The sequence below is a fragment of the Nocardia terpenica genome (assembly GCF_013186535.1).
In the GTDB taxonomy this organism is placed as follows: Bacteria; Actinomycetota; Actinomycetes; order Mycobacteriales; family Mycobacteriaceae; genus Nocardia; species Nocardia terpenica.
Window position 1 is genome coordinate 1603211 of sequence record NZ_JABMCZ010000005.1, and the last position, 18949, is coordinate 1622159.

General features: G+C 68.7%; 16 protein-coding genes. 11 read left to right on the plus strand and 5 right to left on the minus strand.

What is annotated here, in order from left to right; all coding sequences use genetic code 11:
• Positions 1 to 266 precede the first annotated feature (266 nt).
• The 3 genes from HPY32_RS43215 to HPY32_RS43225 all read left to right on the plus strand — a co-directional run bounded on the left by HPY32_RS43215 (position 267) and on the right by HPY32_RS43225 (position 6492).
• Complete coding sequence (locus tag HPY32_RS43215) at positions 267 to 4163, plus strand: Pls/PosA family non-ribosomal peptide synthetase (protein ID WP_067586033.1); 3897 nt, start codon at positions 267 to 269, stop codon at positions 4161 to 4163.
• Positions 4163 to 5500 (plus strand): M1 family metallopeptidase, encoded by a 1338-nt coding sequence (locus HPY32_RS43220; RefSeq protein ID WP_067595496.1) that lies wholly within the window; start codon positions 4163 to 4165, stop codon positions 5498 to 5500. Before HPY32_RS43215 ends, HPY32_RS43220 begins: the two co-directional genes overlap by 1 nt.
• 125 nt (positions 5501 to 5625) lie before the next feature.
• A complete protein-coding gene (locus tag HPY32_RS43225) occupies positions 5626 to 6492 on the plus strand; it encodes a helix-turn-helix domain-containing protein (RefSeq protein ID WP_067586030.1) in 867 nt (288 codons plus the stop codon).
• Between the two features lie 115 nt (positions 6493 to 6607).
• On the opposite strand, the gene HPY32_RS43230 is transcribed toward HPY32_RS43225, so the two are convergent.
• Positions 6608 to 7417, minus strand: a complete 810-nt coding sequence (locus HPY32_RS43230; protein WP_067586027.1) for an ABC transporter permease — start codon at positions 7415 to 7417, stop codon at positions 6608 to 6610.
• A complete protein-coding gene (locus HPY32_RS43235) occupies positions 7414 to 8232 on the minus strand; it encodes an ABC transporter permease (RefSeq protein WP_231951584.1) in 819 nt (272 codons plus the stop codon). The genes HPY32_RS43230 and HPY32_RS43235 overlap by 4 nt, the downstream gene beginning before the upstream one ends.
• Positions 8233 to 8391: 159 nt before the next feature.
• On the opposite strand from HPY32_RS43235, the gene HPY32_RS43240 reads away from it, so the two are divergent.
• Positions 8392 to 8901: a peroxynitrite isomerase gene (locus tag HPY32_RS43240; protein WP_067586024.1), complete on the plus strand. Its 510-nt coding sequence runs from the start codon at positions 8392 to 8394 to the stop codon at positions 8899 to 8901.
• Positions 8902 to 9081: 180 nt separating this feature from the next.
• On the plus strand, positions 9082 to 9237 hold the full coding sequence (locus HPY32_RS43245) for a hypothetical protein (RefSeq protein WP_156674365.1): 156 nt from the start codon (positions 9082 to 9084) through the stop codon (positions 9235 to 9237).
• Positions 9238 to 9352: 115 nt separating this feature from the next.
• Here the strand turns inward: HPY32_RS43245 and HPY32_RS43250 are convergent, their stop codons facing one another.
• From HPY32_RS43250 to ispG, 3 genes are all read right to left on the minus strand, one after another.
• Positions 9353 to 11116: a penicillin-binding transpeptidase domain-containing protein gene (locus HPY32_RS43250; protein ID WP_231951583.1), complete on the minus strand. Its 1764-nt coding sequence runs from the start codon at positions 11114 to 11116 to the stop codon at positions 9353 to 9355.
• Positions 11117 to 11341: 225 nt separating this feature from the next.
• Entirely contained in the window at positions 11342 to 12205 is an 864-nt protein-coding gene (locus HPY32_RS43255) for a GNAT family N-acetyltransferase (RefSeq protein ID WP_309247587.1), read from the minus strand.
• 67 nt (positions 12206 to 12272) lie between these two features.
• A complete protein-coding gene (gene ispG / locus HPY32_RS43260) occupies positions 12273 to 13406 on the minus strand; it encodes a flavodoxin-dependent (E)-4-hydroxy-3-methylbut-2-enyl-diphosphate synthase (protein ID WP_067586022.1) in 1134 nt (377 codons plus the stop codon).
• 280 nt (positions 13407 to 13686) lie between these two features.
• On the opposite strand from ispG, the gene HPY32_RS43265 reads away from it, so the two are divergent.
• The 6 genes from HPY32_RS43265 to HPY32_RS43290 all read left to right on the plus strand — a co-directional run bounded on the left by HPY32_RS43265 (position 13687) and on the right by HPY32_RS43290 (position 18922).
• Entirely contained in the window at positions 13687 to 14247 is a 561-nt protein-coding gene (locus HPY32_RS43265; protein ID WP_253950229.1) for a DUF3558 domain-containing protein, read from the plus strand.
• A gap of 9 nt (positions 14248 to 14256) precedes the next feature.
• Positions 14257 to 14637 (plus strand): hypothetical protein, encoded by a 381-nt coding sequence (locus HPY32_RS43270; RefSeq protein ID WP_067586016.1) that lies wholly within the window; start codon positions 14257 to 14259, stop codon positions 14635 to 14637.
• Positions 14634 to 15953 (plus strand): hypothetical protein, encoded by a 1320-nt coding sequence (locus HPY32_RS43275; protein WP_067586012.1) that lies wholly within the window; start codon positions 14634 to 14636, stop codon positions 15951 to 15953. The genes HPY32_RS43270 and HPY32_RS43275 overlap by 4 nt, the downstream gene beginning before the upstream one ends.
• Positions 15946 to 16716: an ESX secretion-associated protein EspG gene (locus HPY32_RS43280; protein WP_067586009.1), complete on the plus strand. Its 771-nt coding sequence runs from the start codon at positions 15946 to 15948 to the stop codon at positions 16714 to 16716. The genes HPY32_RS43275 and HPY32_RS43280 overlap by 8 nt, the downstream gene beginning before the upstream one ends.
• 27 nt (positions 16717 to 16743) lie before the next feature.
• Entirely contained in the window at positions 16744 to 17403 is a 660-nt protein-coding gene (locus tag HPY32_RS43285; RefSeq protein ID WP_231951581.1) for an endonuclease V, read from the plus strand.
• A 139-nt stretch (positions 17404 to 17542) separates the two neighbouring features.
• Positions 17543 to 18922, plus strand: coding sequence for a DoxX family protein (locus HPY32_RS43290; RefSeq protein ID WP_231951580.1), 1380 nt, complete (start codon positions 17543 to 17545; stop codon positions 18920 to 18922).
• Positions 18923 to 18949 lie beyond the last annotated feature (27 nt).

The following is an 18949-nucleotide window of genomic DNA, read 5'->3' on the forward strand; positions in this document are numbered from 1 at the left end:
ACTACCTCCCCAGCAGGTCGGCAACGCAACGGTTTACAAACTGACCGGGTACACCGGATAGCCTGCCCCCGCAAGCAAAGGCCCATCGCGGCGCGGATAGCCGAGGAACCAGCGCTTATACTCACCAGCCGAGTAGTTCCTACCGCCGAGGCTCGTAGGTGGTCGCGGGTCCGGGGGTGGGGGCCATGCCGCATTTGCCCCTCGGTAACCCCGGCGCGGTAGGACTGAAGACCACAGGTGTGGGGCCAAGGGAAGGCGGACGGGACGTGACGGTGGGTTCGGAGCTGTCGGGGGTGTCGACGCCGTCGCCGTTACTGCGGGCGCGCGACGCCGCCCCGCCGCGCACGCTGGTCGACATCCTCGCCGAGACGGCCCGGGAGCATCCGGACGAACCCGCGATCGATGACGGCGCGGACGTCCTCAGCTATGCCGAACTGCTCGCCGAGATCGATGAGACCGTGGATCGACTGCATGCCGCGGGGGTGCGCGCGGGCGATCGGGTCGGTGTGCGCATTCCGTCGGCGACCGGTGAGTTGTATGTCACCATCCTGGCCGTGCTGCACGCCGGGGCCGCCTATGTCCCGGTGGACGCCGACGATCCCGACGAGCGCGCCCGCCTGGTCTTCGGCGAGGCCGCGGTGACCGCGATCGTCACCGCCGACGGTATCGCCGCCCAGCGCACCGAGAACGCCCCCGCCCGTGCGGATTTCACCGCACCCCCGGCCCCCGGAGACGACGCCTGGATCATCTTCACCTCCGGATCGACCGGAACCCCGAAGGGCGTGGCGGTAACCCACCGCAACGCGGCCGCGTTCGTGGACGCCGAGGCACGAATGTTCCTGCGGGACAAGCCGATCGGCCCCGGCGATCGCATACTGGCCGGGCTCTCCGTCGCTTTCGACGCCTCCTGCGAGGAGATGTGGCTGGCGTGGCGGCACGGCGCGTGCCTGGTGCCTGCCCCGCGGTCGCTGGTGCGCAGCGGCATGGATCTGGGCCCGTGGCTGATGCGCCGCGAGATCAGCATCGTCTCCACCGTTCCGACGCTGGCCGCGATGTGGCCCGCGGAGGCGCTGGAGGCGGTGCGGCTGCTCATCTTCGGCGGCGAGGCCGTGCCGCCCGAACTCGCCGAACGCCTCGCCGGGACCGGCGGGCGCGAGGTGTGGAACACCTACGGCCCCACCGAGGCCACCGTGGTCGCCTGCGCGGCCGAGCTGACCGGTCGGGGCCCGGTGCGCATCGGGCTGCCGCTGGACGGCTGGGACCTGGCGGTGGTTGACGGCGCGGGAAATCCGGTGGGCGAGGGCGATTCCGGGGAACTGGTGATCGGCGGCGTCGGCCTGGCGCGCTACCTGGATCCCGCCAAGGACGCCGAGAAGTACGCGCCGATGCCGTCGCTGGGCTGGGAACGCGCCTACCGCAGCGGCGATCTGGTGCGCAACGAGGGCGCGGGCCTGATCTTCCTCGGCCGCGCCGACGATCAGGTCAAGATCGGCGGCCGCCGCATCGAACTCGGCGAGCTCGACAACGCGCTGCAACAGTTGCCCGGTGTCACCGCCGCGGCGGCGGCCGTGCGAACCACGCGGGCGGGCAACAAGATTCTGGTCGGCTACCTGGCGAGCGCGGAACCGGATTTCGATCTGCAGCACGCCCGCGCCCTGCTGGCCGAGCGGCTGCCCGCGCCGCTGGTGCCGCGCCTGGCGCTGCTGGACGAATTACCCACGCGCACATCGGGAAAGGTCGACCGCGACGCGCTGCCCTGGCCGCCGCCCGGCGCGGAGCCCGAGCCGAGCCACGGGCTGACCGGCACCGCGGGCTGGGTCGCCGGACTGTTGACTTCGATTCTCGGAGCGGATGTTTCGGGGCCGGACGCGGACTTCTTCGACCTCGGCGGCGGATCGCTGGCCGCCGCCCAGCTGGTGACCGCGCTGCGCGAACGCTTCCCGCACGTCACCGTCGCGGACCTGTACGACCGGCCGCGCCTGGGCGCGCTGGTCGAATTCCTGGAGGCGGCCGCCCCGGTCGCCACCGCGGAACCGCGCCTGGTCGCCCCGACGCCGCGGCGCGCGCAGTGGGCGCAGGTGCTGGCGCTGGTGCCGCTCACCACGCTGACCGGGCTGCAGTGGCTGACCTGGCTGGGCATCGTCACCGATATCGCGCGCTGGTCCGGTGCGCTGCCGTGGATTCCGGGGCTGTCGTGGTGGTGGGCGCTGCTGGGATTCGTGTTGTTCATCTCGCCGCCCGGGCGGATGGCGCTGTGCGTCGCCGGGGCCCGGCTGCTGCTGCGCGGCGTGCGGCCGGGCAGCTATCCGCGCGGCGGCTCGGTGCATCTGCGGCTGTGGGCGGCGGTGCGACTGTCGGAGGCCAGCGGCGCCGAAAACCTTTCCGGCGCACCATGGATGGTGCCGTTCGCGCGGGCGCTGGGCGCCAAGATCGGCAAGGGGGTGGACCTGCACACGCTGCCGCCGGTGACCGGAATGCTCGAGCTCGGCGACGGTTGCAGCATCGAACCGGAGGTCGACCTCGCGGGCTACTGGATCGATGGCGACGTGGTGCGCATCGGCGCCGTCCGGATCGGCGCGGGCGCGGTCGTCGGCTCGCGCTCCACGCTGTTGCCCGGCGCGGTGGTGGGCAAGAATGCCGTTGTCGCACCGGGTTCGGCGGTATTCGGCAAGGTGAAGGCGGGCCAGGAGTGGGCCGGGTCGCCCGCGGTGAAGGTGGGTAGGGCCGAACATCCGTGGCCCCCGGCGGCGCCGCCGCGCGCGGGGCACTGGGTGGTGATCTTCGGGCTGACGTCGATCGCCCTGGCCGCCATGCCGATCCTGGGCCTGGCCGCGGGCGGCGCGCTCATCGCGTGGTGGGTGCGCGCCGATCGGACGCTGCCCGCCGCGCTCGGGCACGCGTTCGCGATCCTGCCGGTCGCCACCGTGCTGAGCCTGGCGGTGTTCGCGGTGCTGACGGTGGTGGCCATCCGGTTGCTGAGCATCGGCCTGACCGCGGGGTTCCATCCGGTGCGCAGCCGGGCGGGCTGGCAGGCGTGGGCCACCGAGCGGCTGATGGATTCGGCGCGCACCTTCCTGTTTCCGCTGTACGCGAGCCTGCTCACGCCGCTGTGGCTGCGGCTGCTGGGCGCGCGGATCGGCAAGGGCGTGGAGGCCTCGACGGTGCTGCTGCTGCCGAAGTTCACCGTCGTCGCCGACGGCGCGTTCCTGGCCGACGACACCATGATCGCCAGTTACGAGCTCGGCGGCGGCTGGCTGCGGATCGGCGAGGCGAAGGTCGGCAAGCGGGCGTTCCTCGGCAATTCGGGGATGACCGCGCCCGGCCGCCGGGTGCCGAAGAACGGCCTGGTGGCGGTGCTGTCGGCCGCGCCGGAGAAGGCGAAGGCGGGGTCGTCGTGGCTGGGCAGTCCGCCGGTTCGGTTGCGGCGCAAGGCCGGTGACTCCGATACCGCGCGCACCTTCGATCCGCCGGTGCGGCTGAAGCTGGCCCGCGCCATCGTCGAGACCTGCCGGCTGATTCCGGTGATGGTGACCTTCGGCATCGGCCTGGGCGTGCTGTTCGCGCTGGCGTGGCTGGCCGAGGACACCGGGTACTGGTTCGCGGCGCTGCTGTCCGGGGTGGTGCTGCTGGTCGCGGGCGGGCTGGCCGGTGTCTGCGCGGTGGTGGCGAAGTGGCTGATGGTGGGGCGGATCGAGAAGGTCGAGCATCCGCTGTGGAGTTCGTTCGTGTGGCGCAACGAGGTCTCCGACGCCTTCGTGGAAACCGTTGCGGCGCCGTGGTTCGCGCGCGCCGCGACCGGTACCGCGGTGATGAACATCTGGCTGCGCGGGCTGGGGGCGCGGATCGGGCGTGGCGTGTGGTGCGAGTCGTACTGGCTGCCGGAGGCCGATCTGGTGACCCTCGGCGACGGCGCGACCGTGGAACGCGGCTGTGTCGTGCAGACCCACCTGTTCCATGATCGGATCATGGCCATGGATACGGTGATACTCGATGCGGGAGCGACGCTGGGCCCGCACTGCGTGGCGCTGCCCGCGGCGCGCATCGGCGCGGGCGCGACGGTCGGACCGGCGTCGCTGGTGATGCGCGGCGACACGGTGCCGCCCTCGACGCGCTGGTGGGGCAACCCGATCGCGCCGTGGCCGGACGCGAAGGCGCGCGGCTGATGGCGGGCGAGCTCACCGACGAACCGATCGATGACTATCTGCCGCACAACGGCAATCGCGGCTATCGGGTGTCGCGCTACGAGCTGGATCTGGTCTACAAGGTCGCGAGCAACCGGCTGGCGGGCCGCGCGGTCATCACCGCGGCGACCACGCGGGCGCGGCCCCGGTTCTCCCTCGATCTGGCCCAATCGCTCACCGTCACAAAGCTTTTCGTCAACGGCTCGAAGGCGGCCAAGTACACCCATCAGCGCGGGAAGCTGACCTTCGCTCCGGCGCAGCAGATTCCGGCGGGCGGAGCGCTCACCATCGATGTCCACTACCGGGGCACACCCAGGCCCGTGCACGGCCCCTGGGGCGAGGTGGGCTGGGAGGAGCTGAGCGACGGGGTGCTGGTGTCGGGCCAGCCGAACGGGGCGGCGTCGTGGTTTCCGTGCGACGATCATCCCGGCGCGAAGGCGAGCTACCGCATCTCGGTCACCGCCGATTCCCCGTATTACGTTGTCGCCAACGGTGTTCTGACGCACAAGCGGGTCAAGGCCAGCCAGACCACCTGGGTGTACGAGCAGCCCGAGCCGATGTCCAGCTATCTGGCGACCGTGCAGATCGGGCCGTACCGGAATTACCGCATCCACCCGGCCGCGAGCGGCGAGCCGCCGATGCAGGCGATCCTGCCCCCGAAGCTGCTGCCCCGGTTCGAGCACGACTTCGCGCGGCAGCCGCTCATGATGGCGGAATTCCAGCGCCGGTTCGGTCCGTACCCGTTCGAGGGCTACACGGTGGTGGTGACCGACGACGAGCTCGAAATCCCGCTGGAGGCACAGGGATTGTCGATCTTCGGTGCCAATCACTGTGACGGCGAACGCGGTTCGGAGCGACTGATCGCACATGAGCTCGCGCACCAGTGGTTCGGCAACAGCCTGACGGTGCGGCGCTGGCGCGACATCTGGCTGCACGAGGGTTTCGCCTGCTATGCCGAGTGGATCTGGTCGGAGGCGGCGGGCGGCCCGAGCGCCGACGCCCTGGCCCGCGCGGCCTGGCAGCACCTGTCGCGCGCACCGCAGGACATCGTGATCGGCGACCCGGGACCGGGCGCCATGTTCGACGACCGGGTCTACAAGCGCGGCGCGCTCACCCTGCACGCGCTCCGCCGGTATCTCGGCGATCCGAAATTCTTCACTCTCCTCCGGAATTGGACCGCCCGCCACCGGCACGCCACCGTCGACACCACGGAATTCGCGGCACTCGCGGAGCGATTCAGCGAAACGTCGTTCCGCCCGCTGTGGGAGCAATGGCTGTACAAAACCGCGCTCCCGGATCTTCCTTTCCCGGACGCCTGATTTATCGCGCGGAATCGAACCTATTGCTATCGCGGAGCGTACGAAGCGGTATGCTCGGTCCACTCTTACCCGTGTCGGAGCGTGAGAATGCGTTCTTCCGGAGTGCACCGAGGGGGTCGCGCGCCATGGCAGGCAAGCGCACCGTGCTCACCGTCCAGTTGCGACGGCTGGCAGCGCTGCTGTTCGAGATGAGGGAACACGCCGGGCTCAGCAAGGAAGTGGTGAGCGCCCGCACCGGCATCAATGTCACCACGCTGTACCGGATCGAGACCGCGCAGGCCCGCCCGCAACGCCGCACGCTGATGGCGATGCTCGACCTGTACGGCGTCGACGGCGATCAGCGCACCGACGCATTGCAACTGCTCCAGGAGGCGCAGAAGCCGGGCATGTCGCGGCCGTTCGAGGCGGCGGTGTCGGAGGTGTACGCGGCCTACATCAACTTCGAGACCGAGGCGCTGTCGGCCCGGCTGTTCCAGACCTCGTTCGTCCCCGGCCTGTTGCAGACCGAGCGTTACGCGTGGGCGGTGCTCGACACGGCCATGCCCAAGGTGGAGACCTCGGTCATCGAGCAGCGACTACGTGCCCGCTTCGAGCGCGCGAAGGTGCTCAGCCGCGACGACGGCAACCCGCTCGAGCTATGGGTGGTGCTGGACGAGGCGGCCATCCAGCGGGTGGTGGGCGGCCCGGATGTCATGCGCGAGCAGCTGTTACGGCTCACCGAGGAATCCGACAAACGCAATGTGATCCTGCAGGTGCTGCCCTTCGACGCGGGCGCGCATCCGGCCATGGTCGGCTCGTTCGTGGTGCTGGACTTCCCCGACCCCGCCGACCCCGAACTGGTGTACGTCGAGGGCATCGCGGGCGACGATATCGTCGAGGGCCACAACGAAATCCGCCGCTTCGGCGTCATGTTCGACCAACTCCGCGCCATGGCCCTCAGCCCTCGCGACTCCACCACCCTGATCTCCGAGGCCGCCGACCGACTTCGATGACCCCGGCCAAAAGCACGCCGGGATCACAGTGATACTCATGATTCCGGCGTGCGGTGATACTCATGGCCCCCGGCATGCGGTGATACTCATGGTCCCGGCATGCTTTTGGCCGGGATCATCTCCGACTGGCCCGCCGATACCCTACCAACGCGGGCACCGCGCACACCACCGTGACCGCCACGGACCAGCACACCGTCGCCAGCAGCGGACCCCGCACCGGGCCGCCCAGCGACAATCCGCGCATGGCGTCGATCGCGTACGACATGGGCTGGTGTGCCACCAGTGGTTTCGCCCAGGCCGGATAGGCGGGCAGCGGGACGAAGCCGGTGGAGAAGAACATCAGCAGCGACGAGCCCAGCGAAATCACCTCCACCAGAGCGGCTCCCGGCGTCCAGACCGCGACCGCGGTGACCAGCACGGCGAAGGCGAGCCCGTACAGCAGCGGCACCGTCAGCGTCGCCGCCGCGGCCGCCGGGCCCTGCCGGAACCGGAAGCCCAGCGCGATCCCGACCGCGAAAAGCACCACGGTGCAGGTCAGAATGCGCGCGGCCTCGGCGGCCAGCCGCGCCAGCGGACCCGACGCCCGATGCACCGGCAGCACCCAGAATCGGGCCAGCAGCCCGGCATCGCGCTCGCGGCCCAGCGTCACCGCCCCGGCCACCGACCCCGACATCACCGACACCAGCGTCACCATCGGCACCGACCCGTACAGCGCGTCCGCCCCGGAGAACATCGAGATCTGCCGCCCCAGAACGGTATTCAGCACGATCAGCAGCAGCGCCGGGAACCCCAGCGACTGCGCGGTGGTCACCGGGTCGCGCCGCCAGCGGGTCAGCAGCCGCCGGGTCTGGATCACGGTCTGCGGCAGCATCCGCCGCCAGGTCTCGGTGCGGCGCGGCGCGATCGGAAGGTCCGCGGCGGTCATCGCTGCCTCCGCACCGCCACCAGCACCGACGCCCCGCCGAACGCGAGCAGCCCGGCCAGCGCCCAGCCCAGCCCCGGCCCCACCGCGGGCCAGGTCACCGGTCCCGCGCGCCCGCCGCGGTCACCGGCCAGCACTCGCATGGTCCCGACGAACTGCGACACCGGCTGATCGCGCGCGAAACCCTGCACCCAGTGCGGGAATTGGCGCACCGGCGCGAAGCCGGTGGACACCATGCCGAGGATCAGCTGCGGCAGCACCAGCGCCTGCGTGGTGGCCTCCGGGCTCCGCGACAGCGTGCCCAGCAGATCCCCCATCAGGCTCAGCACCAGCCCGAGCAGCAGCACGAACGCGGCGAAAGCCACCGTGTGCCACCGGCTTCCGTAGAACCGGAAGCCGATCACGGTGCCGCACACCAGCGCCGCCGCCGCGGCGAGCACCACCCGGTAGAGCGCGGCCACGGTGCGCGCGAACAGCGGCGTCGCCGACGGCATCGGCATCGTCGCGAACCGGGCGTCGAGGCCGTCGCGCGCGTCCCCGGCCGCGCGGAACGCGGCCGTGGTGGCGCAGAACGACACCGCCTGCATGACCACCATCGGCATCAGATACTGGGCGTAGCTGCTCAGCCCGTGCCCGGCGAAGGTCATCACCCGGTTCAGCGGCACGTAGAAGCCGACGGTGAACACCGTGGGCGCCAGCAGCGCGGTCGCCACCTCGCCGTTGCGCAGCGAGGGCCGGACCAGCCGAAGCGCCAGCACCCAGCATTGCGTCGGCCAGTGCCGCCGTACGTCGGGGGTATGGCGCGTAGCGACGATCACCGCATCGAATCCTTCCCGCGTGCTGCCCGGACGGTGCCCCCATCTCACCAGACTCCCGCGGCCGCGAGCGGGATTGCCGCACAGGAGCGTCAAGCCCCCCGGCCCCTATTCGCGGGAACCCGGCGCGTCGTCCGCCCACCCGGAACTACCGCGGCCACTATGCTGACCGCCGTGTCAGAACCGCAGCCCGCTGTCGCTCCACACCCCGATATCGCTCACCTGGCCCCGCTCCTGGGCACCTGGCGCGGCTCCGGGCACGGCGAATATCCGACGATCGATTCGTTCGACTACCACGAGGAGATCCGCTTCGGTCACGTCGGTCGGCCGTTCCTCACCTATCGTCAGCGCACCCGCCACGCGGGCGACGGCCGCTCGCTGCACGCCGAGACCGGCTACCTGCGCTGCGCGGGACCCGACCGCATCGAGCTGATCCTGGCGCATCCGACCGGCATCACCGAGATCTGCGAGGGCACCCTCGCCGTCACCGACGGCGATCTGAGCCTGGAGTTGGACTCCACCCACATCGGCCGCACCACCACCGCCAAACTGGTCACCGCCCTGGGGCGTTCGTTCCGTTTGTCCGGTGACACCATCGACTACACGCTGCGCATGGCCGCGGTCGGCCTGCCCACCCAGCATCACCTGGCAGCCAGCCTGCATCGCGCCTGAAGAACGCCGCCGCATAACAGATCGACAACGGGCATCGCCACGACCTGGGGATCGCATCCGGCGGGCCGGGCCCGGGGTTGTCGGCACAACGAATCTCGTTCTACCGTTTGCGAGTCGGCGAACAGCTGGCGACCACCGATTCGAGCTCTTCGACCTCACTCACCCACAAGGGAGCGGATTATGAAGCGTTCGACGTTGACCCTGATCACCGCGGGCATGATTCTGGCCGGTACCGGCGCCGTCGAGCTGCTGGGTGACGCCTCGGCCGGAGCCAGGACCGCGGTGGATCACGCCCCCGGAACGTGCGCGCACGGAACGGAGGTGCACTCGCCATAGACATGCCCCCAGCACAGTTTTCGCGACCCGGCGGCCGGATGCCCCTGTAACATCCGGCCGCCGTTTTTCCGGCCAAAACATGCCGGAATGACGAAACATCCTGAACATGCCGGAATCACGCCGGGCCCGGCGGCAAGGACGCCAGCATGTCGCGGGTCGTCGCCACGGCGTTGTCGGAGCTGCCGCCGCGCACCAGCAGCGTCGCGAAGGCCATATCGCCGCGGTAGCCGATGAACCAGGAGTGCGAGCCGCCGTCCACCTCGGCCTCCCCCGTCTTCCCGAACACCTCGCCCTGGTCGGCGATCCGATCGGCCGTCCCGGCGGTCACCACCTTGCGCATCATCAGGCGCAGCTGGGCGACCACGTCGGGCGCGAGCGCCGGGCGGTCGCCGTGCACGACCGTCTCGTGCCCGGAGATCAGGTAGGGCGTGGGCACCGAGCCGTGCGCCACGGTCGCGGCCACCAGCGCCATGCCGAACGGGCTCACCACCACCTTGCCCTGCCCGATGCCGTCCTCGGTGCGCAGCACCTGTTCGTCGGCGGGCGGCACCGACCCCGACACCGTCGGCAGCCCGGCGACCGCATAGTCCGGTCCCACACCCAGTTCCGCGGCGGCTCGGGTGAGCGCGTCGGGAGCGAGCTGACTGGCCAGCTTCGCGAACGCGGTGTTGCAGGACCGGGCGTAGGCGTCGATCATCGGCGCGTCGCCGATCGTGAAGAGGTTGTAATTCGGAATCGTGCGCTGGCCGATGACGATTCGGCTCGGGCACGGGACCAGGGTGTCCGGCGTCGCCAGCTTGGCCGACAGCACCGCCGCCGCGGTCACCGTCTTGAACGTCGAGCCCGGCGGATACAGCCCGGAGGTCGCCACCGGACCGTCGGCGTCGGCGGCCCGGTTCTGCGCGACCGCCAGCACCGCGCCCGTGGACGGTTGCAGCACCACCATCACGGCCTGCTCCGGCCGGGCGTCGACGGCATGCTGCGCGGCGTTCTGCACGGTGCGGTCGATGCTCAGCGAGAACGACGGAGCCGGTTGCGGGGCAACCTCTTTCAGCACATCGGTGTCGACGCCGTTGGCATTGACCGTGACCACGCTCCACCCGGCCTTGCCGTCCACCTCGGCGATGACGGTCTTGCGCACCTGGGTCAGCAGATCCGGGGCGAAACCGCGGTCGGTGGGCACCAGGTCCCATTCCTTCTCGGTCACCACGCCCGGCAGGCCGAGCAGGTCGTCGCCGATCTGCCCGTAGTCCTGATCCGACAGCACCGCAACGGTATACGCGCCGTTCGCCTGGCGCGCGCCGTCCAGGATCGAGTCCGCGGTCAGCTTGTCGTCGAAGGGTCCCAGCGCGGTGGCGAGCGCGTCGGCGACGTAGCCCGGATCGGGAGCCGCGTGGAAGGTGAACGAAATCCGGTGCACCACACCGGGAATCAGCACATCGCTGCCGGAGCGCTCGTTGACGCGGGCGCGCGGGGCCGGATTGGCGCGCAGCTCCATGAACTGGGTATCGCCCAGCTTGGGGTGGATGTCCGAGGACGCCCAGCGCACCTGCCAGCGCCCCTCGCTGCGCCCCATCTGCAACTGCCCGCCGTAGGTCCACACCCGATTCTTCGGCAGCCGCCACTGATAGGTGTACTCGACGGTCGCGGTGTCCCCGGTGACCCGCGCCGTGCCGGTATGCGCGGCCAGCTGCTCGGCCTGTAGCTTGTCCCACGCCGAATTCAATGCGGCAGCGGCCTTTTCGGGCTGCGTGGTGAGCCGCGCCGCGGCCTGCGCATCGTGCCGCGCGAACGCCGCGACGAACTCGTCCGCGGCAGGAAGGGGGCCTTGCGGGTGGGCTCCGCAGCCACTCGCACCGAGCGCTACGGCGACGATCACGCAGGCAAGCAATTGCCCACGTACCGAACACAATCCGGCCCGCCGACGACACCCCTTGATTCCGGCGTGCTTTTGGCCGGAATCCCACGGTAGGTCCCGGCCAAAAGCACGCCGGGACCTGAACATAGGTGGTACACGCCGGGACCTGAACATGGGCGGTATGCGGTCGACCACAGGCAAATGGTACTCAGCCACCTCAGGGCAAATACCACCGACACTCGGGCGTCAGTCCACCAAAACCGTGGCGAACGTGGCGATCTGGTGGAAGCCGACCTTGGCGTAGGCGCGGCGGGCGGCGGCGTTGTAGCAGTTCACGTACAGGCTCGCGGTGCGGCCGGAGCAGACCACGGTATCGGCCACCGCCGCGGTGCCCGCGGTGCCGACGCCGCGGCCGCGCCAGTCCGGGTGCACCCACACGCCCTGGATCTGGCCGGTGCGCCGCGACATCGCGCCCACCTCGGCCTTGTACACGACGTGACCGTCCTCGAAACGCGCCCAGGCGCGGCCGGATTGGATCAGGCTCGCCACCCGCCGCCGATAGCTGCGCCCGCCGTCGCCCGCGCGCGGATCGACGCCGATCTCCTCGGTGAACATGGCGACCGCGGCCACCAGGTAGCGATCCAGCTCGTCGGGACGGACCCGGCGCACCCGCCGATCCGGCACCGCGCGCGGCGACCCGTCCAGCGCCAGCAGCGGCTGGTCGGCCCGCAAATCCCGCGCGGGCCCCCACTGGTCGACCAGCATCTCCCACAGCGGCAGGGTCAGTTCCTGGCGGCCCACCACCGACGAGCACACCCGCGGCCAGCGCACCGCGCGCTCGGCGAAGGCCCGCAGATCGGTGGGACCACCGCGCAGCGGAACGAGATTCGCCCCGGAGAAACACAGCGATTCGGCGGGACCACCGCGGCTCCACAGCTCGCCGTGCCCGCCTCGGGCGTCCAGACCGTACTCCTGCAGACGCGCGGCGACCATGCAACTCGCCACCGGGTCGGCGTCCAGCACGCGCAGCACCTGATCCAGATCGCGATCGGCGAGCTGGCGCGCCCCGGAGATTCTCGTCCGGCGAGCCGGCTCCAGCACACTCCGCACGTTCACAGACTGCCATGCTCCCGGGCAACGTGCTGCTGTTTGATCGGTGACGCCGGCGACAGCACTCCTACCCGACCGTGACGACCGGCTCGCCCCCGCCGGCGCCCTCGCCCATCTCCTCGGCGATACGCATGGCCTCCTCGATGAGCGTCTCCACGATCTTGTGCTCGGGCACGGTCTTGATGACCTCGCCCTTCACGAAGATCTGGCCCTTGCCGTTGCCGGAGGCCACCCCCAGATCGGCCTCCCGCGCCTCGCCCGGACCGTTGACGACGCACCCCATCACCGCGACCCGCAGCGGGACCTCCATGCCCTCCAGACCGGCGGTCACCTCGTTGGCCAGGGTGTACACGTCGACCTGGGCCCGGCCGCAGGACGGACAGGACACGATCTCGAGCTTGCGCGGACGCAGATTCAGCGACTGCAGGATCTGGCTGCCGACCTTGATCTCCTCCGCCGGCGGCGCCGACAGCGAGACCCGGATGGTGTCGCCGATGCCCTCGCTGAGCAGCGCCCCGAAGGCCACCGCGGACTTGATGGTGCCCTGGAACGCGGGACCGGCCTCGGTCACACCCAGGTGCAGCGGGTAGTCGCAGCGCGCGGCCAGCTGCCGGTACGCCTCCACCATGACCACCGGATCGTTGTGCTTCACCGAGATCTTGATGTCGCCGAAGCCGTGCTCCTCGAACAGGCTCGCCTCCCACAGCGCCGACTCCACCAGCGCCTCGGGGGTGGCCTTGCCGTACTTCTCCATCATCCGCTTGTCGAGCGAGCCCGCGTTCACGCCGATGCGGATCGGGATGCCCGCGTCACCGGCCGCCTTGGCGACCTCCTTGACCCGGCCGTCGAATTCCTTGATGTTGCCCGGGTTCACCCGCACCGCCGCACACCCCGCCTCGATCGCGGCGAAGATGTAGCGAGGCTGGAAGTGGATATCGGCGATCACCGGGATCTGCGACTTCCTGGCGATCGTCGCCAGCGCGTCGGCATCCTCCTGGCGTGGGCACGCCACCCGCACGATGTCACAGCCGGACGCGGTCAACTCCGCGATCTGCTGCAGCGTCGAGTTCACGTCATGGGTCTTGGTGGTGGTCATGGACTGCACCGAAATAGGGTGGTCACTACCCACCCCCACGTTCCCTACCAAGAGCTGTCGCGTCTTACGGCGGGGCGCGAGGACGGCCGCCGGTGCGGACGGCATCCCCAATCCAATGGCACTCACGTTCGGCTGCCTACCTTCGCTTTCATCTGCGTGTGCTCCACCCGTCGTAGCGAGTCTAGTGCTGTGGGGTTACCGGTTGCCGCGTGAGTGCGGTGACAAGGGAGATTGGGGGTGGTTCGCGGGGGCGAAACGGTTGAGCGAGGTCGGAGTGGGGGGTGGTCGGGGTAATCTGCTGGACGGATGATGGGGGGAACCGGGACTTCTCCCCGTTCGAGGCTGATGGGCTCCGAGGCGAAGGGAACACATGACGGGCGGCGGGATGGGAGTGCGGGGGGCTGCTCTGGCGGTGGGGGCTGTGTTGGTGTTGGGGGGGTGTGGGAAGAGCACCGAGGGGTCGGCTACGGGGACTAGTAGCGCTCCCGCAACGTCGGCTGCGGCTACGACGACCGAGGGTGCCGCCAACTTGTGGGACCCGTGCGCATTGTCGGACTCGGTGTTGACCGAGACCGGGCTGGATCCGGCGACGAAGCAGGCAGGGGTGTTCGGGAAGCAGTTCCCTGGGTCGAAGTCGTGCGCGTGGACCTCGAATACGAAGTGGTACGACCTGACTATCTATTCCATCGGCAGGACTTTGCAGGAGATCCGGAATCGCCCGGACATGGTGGGTTTCACTCCGACAACCGTTGGGCCCCACGAAGCGGTTCAGTTCTTCGAGGACGACGACACCAAGCACCTCAACTGCTTCATTGCTGTTGGGCTGCAACAAGGCAGCGTCACATTCGAAACGCAAACGAACTATTCGGTTGGCAAGCAGGGAGATCCGTGCGTGGAGGTCCGCCGCCACGCTGACGACCTGAGCAAGTATCTACCTGAAAGCTGAGGAGGGATCATGATAGCGGGGGCTGATCCTGCTGAATGGCAAAGGCTGCTGGGGCAGGCGAACTCTGGGCATCTGTCGCTCGACCCCGAGATCGGAAAAGGGCTCGACCAGGTCTGCGACGACTACCTGAACCGTCTGAACGGAATCATGAAGTCGGCGGACAGGCTGAGAGTCCTAGGTGGATTCGGCACCTTCCAGTCGGGGAAGGACCTGGAAAAGAAATTCAGAGAAAAGGCTACCGGCTCCGACCAGTCACTCAACGCGATCCTCCAGCAGCACATGGACGTCGTTAAAACGGCCAAAGAGGTTGTCGCCAAAGCCATTGCGAACTTCGTCGAGCAGGATCGACAGAATTCCGATCGGATCTCTCGAGCGGGCGGTACACAGTGAGTTCATACGATGACTACCAGCGGCGGATCATCTCGGCACAAGATCAGTGGAACAAGGAACGGGACCGGATCTACGGTGAGACTCGCTCGTTCGACTCCGCGTTCCAAGGCGAATTCGACAAGCCGATAATCAACTACTGCGAGATCTATGAAGGTCTCTCGCTGCCCGTGATGCGACAGAAAGTCAGCGACATGCGGCCGGACGAGGTACGAGCGGCGTCGGATGGCTGGCGGGACGTCGGCTGGAATCTGATGGCGGCCTCCAACGAGTTCAACAACAACTTCGCCCGAACCGTGAACGGCGATGACGCACACTCGGGTTGGACCGGCCAGGCTGCCACCGCCGCAGTCGATGCCGTCAACAACTACACCAAGCATTCCCAGAACCTCGTCTCCGCCGCGCAGGTGGTCGGGCTCAAGTTGGCCGAGGCGCACACCGGACTCGAGCAGACCCAGGCCCTGTTTCCCGGAATCACCGAGCGCCCCGATGTCCGTGGCAAGACCCTGCCAAAGGACGGGGTCATGAAAGCGGGCGACTACAACGACGAAGAACAGACCAAGGAGGGGCAGCGCATTCTGCGCACGGTCTACGGACAGGTCGTCGTGCAAACCGATCAGGGCGTACCGGTCCTGCCCGTCCCACAGGCGATTGCGGATGTCCCCCCGGGACCCGTCGATCCCGGCGTCAGTCAGAACAACTGGCGCGGCAACGGCACCGGAGGCACCGGTGGCGACAACAGCGGCGGCGGAACCAATCCCGGTGACCCCCAGAACCCCAACGACGGCAAGCCCGCCGACGGCAAGCCCGGCGATGGCACCGACCAGAACCCCGCCACCCAGACCGCGAGTACATCGCAGAGCCCGACCTCGCCGAGCGGCGCAGCGCAGGGTGGGTCCGGGGCGCAGCCGGGTGGGCTCGGGACCGGTACCACCCCGGCCGGTGTGAGCGGTACGCAATCCGGTGGCGGGAGCGGGATTCCCGGATACGGAGGGTTCGGAGGCGGCGGCCTCGGCACCGGAGGTGGTGCGGGGCGCGGGACGACCGCGGGTGCGCCCAGTCGCAGCGTTCCCGGTGGTCCGGCGCAAGGTCCGACTGTGTCGCCCGCCGCGGCTCGGCTCGGCGGTGCCGCCGCGGGGCAGTCCGGTATGCCCGGCATGGGTGCTCCGGGCCACGGCAAGGGTAAGGAGGACGAGCGTGAGAAGTCCGGTGTGCCGGACTATTTGGTGACCAAGGAGCACGGTGACGAGCTGACCGGCCTGGACTCGCTGCCGAAGGCGGTGCCGCCGGTGATCGGTGGAGACTACGACCGTGCATAGTTGGCGATTCACCGGGCAGGAATTCGAGATCCTCTGGGCCGCATACGGTAGGGACCGGCTGCCGTATCCGCTGCGATTCCAGACGCAGACAATGGATTTCGACGAGCTGAAGCGGCAGCGGGAGGATGCCGTGGACGGCTTACTCAGGGAGTACTCCCCCGAGCTGATCCGCGCCGTCGAGATTGCGCTGGAACCCGATGCGCGCGTGGAGGTGAAGGGCTTCACCGGCCCGGAGCAGACGGAGGTCATCCGATTCCACGGCGCGGTGCGCGACGGCGAGGGCGTTGCGCTGCACCAACTTCCGGGCCACAACGAGGACACCGGAGCCGATGTCCTGATCTACTACGGCGATTCGAGCCATGTCGCCCAGCGCGCGGCGGCGGCGCTGCCCCAGCTCGGCCCCGGCAACCGCCCGCCCCTCGAGGTCCGCCGCGAGCAGGTGGCGGCCGACCGGAATCGGCCGATCGCCGTCCCCGGCAACGCCATCGAGCAGCTGAATCGCATCTTCCAGCGGCAGCGCCTCGGCCTCGGCGAGATCGGCGTCTTCGCGGGCGCGGCCGTCGACGCCCGCCCTACCCCCGGCCGTGGCTTCTGGTGGATGGACTACGAGGACGGCCGCTACTACGTGAAGACCGGCGACCCGATCGTGGCCAGACCGCTGGACGCGACCCGCATGGCCGCCGAAATCCACCGCCTCACCATGCTCACCCAGCGCTACCATGCCGAAGACCGCGAGCACGACGAATACCTCCGGTCACGCTAAAGGGACTCCGACGCAATGCATTTGACCATGACGCCCGAGCTCCCCACCGACCCGGACGCGGCGGTGGCGCTCCAGGATCGGCTGCGCACGCTGGTGGAGACGAGCAATCCGGCAACGCCGAACTTCCGAACCGTCGCCGGTCTCGACTCCGCCTATGACGATGACGGCAATGTGGTTGCGGCGGTGGTGGTCCTGGATGCGGCGACGCTGGAACCGATCGATACCGCGACGGCGCGCGGACGGGTCACCTTCCCGTATGTGCCGGGCCTGCTCGCATTCCGAGAGCTGCCGACGACCATCGCGGCGCTCGAAAAGCTCGGCACCACACCGGATTTGCTGGTGTGCGACGGGCAGGGGGTCGCGCATCCGCGACGATTCGGGCTGGCCTGTCATCTGGGAGTGCTGACGGGAGTCCCGACTATCGGTGTGGCCAAGACGGTTTGGGGAGACTACGCCGAACCTGCCCGAGAGCGTGGCGGAGTAGGCGACATCACGATCGATGGCGAGGTCGTCGGGCAGGCGGTACGAACCCAGGACGGAATCAAGCCCGTCTTCGTCTCGGTGGGCCACCGCATCGACCTGGCCACCGCCTGCACCGAAGTCCTGGCCCTGACCCCGAAGTACCGCCAGCCCGAAACCACCCGCCAGGCCGACCACCTCTGCCGAACGCTGTTGCGGCACACCTAGATCAGTGCAATCGGTATGGTGCTAGCAGGTGTTCCGCAGTGGGACGTCCCCCACCAGGAATTCGGGTACTAGCCGGAGACCTTTTACGTAAGGCGCCGCATAGCATTCGCCCGTAGCTTTCATGAGAAAGGGGACGGGCGTGAGCGCGGTCGCCACGGCAATGGATTCGCAGCAGGAGCAACCGGACACCGGACCCGATCGATCGGGCTGGAATGCGTTGACCCGCATTGTGTTCCGGTTCTGCTTCATATATTTCGGGCTGGTGTGCCTGACGGATTCGCAGATCACGGGCGCCTTCCTGGGATGGGTGGCGGAGCGGCTGCCGGAGGATGTGCTGCGGTTGCAGGACCGGTTGCTCGCCCCCGTGCTGAAATGGGTGGGGCACACCGTTTTCGGCGTCGAGGCCGTGCAGAGCGGCAGCGGCAGCGGTGATCAGGCCGTCACCTGGGTACTGGTGTTCTCCCTGCTGGTGGTCGCCGTGATCGCAACGATCGGGTGGACCCTACTGGCCCGGCGGCGCACCGATCACCGTCGGCTCGCCGGGTGGTTTCTGCTGTTCATACGGCTCTGTGTGGGCGGGCAGATGCTGTTTTACGGTCTGGGGAAGGTGATTCCGATACAGATGCCCGAACCCTTGTTGGCGACACTGCTACAGCCCTACGGCAATATGACGCCGATGTCGGTGCTGTGGAACCAGGTCGGGTCCTCGCCGTCCTACGAAATCCTGCTGGGCACAGCGGAAGCGCTGGCCGGAATGATGCTGTTCATCCCGAGGACCGCGATCCTCGGTGCCGTGCTGGCCCTGATCGACATGGCGATGGTGTTCGTCCTCGACATGAACTTCGATGTGCCGGTACGAATCGGCTCCGGCCATCTCATGCTCATGAGCCTGGTGCTGCTGGCGCCGGAAGCGAAACGGTTGATCGAGGTCCTGGTTTTCAACCGACCGTCCGAACCCTCGACGGCGCCCTATCCATTCCACACGCGACAATCACGCCGTATCGCAGCACTGGTGCAGATCGCGATAGGTCTGTGGATGGGCGCGGGCCAGATACACGCCGATTGGGGCTATTGGCAGCAGTACGGCCCGAACCGACCCAAGCCCCCGCTCTACGGAATCTGGATGGTCCAGGACTTCACCCGCGACGGCCAGCTGGCACCACCCCTGCTGACCGATGAAAACCGCTGGCAGCGAGTAGTATTCGACACCCCCGGCATAATGCAGTACCAACGAATGGACGGCACCCTGGTGCCCGCCCAACTAGAAGTCGACACCCGGTCCCACCACCTGACCCTGCAAACCGCCACCGCCCCGGTACAAATGCATCCGATGGCACCCCAGCGACAGCCGGAATCGGTAGGCGCCTTCACCTTCCAACAACCGGCTCCCGATCGGTTGCGCCTGGACGGGGAGTTCAATGGCCATCAAGTCACCGTCACCCTCCACCGATTCGACGAAAACAGCTTCCCGCAACGTAGCCGCGGATTCCATTGGATTCAGGAGTACGGCAGCTTCTGACAATGGTCGGGCTGGTTGTGCCCGCGC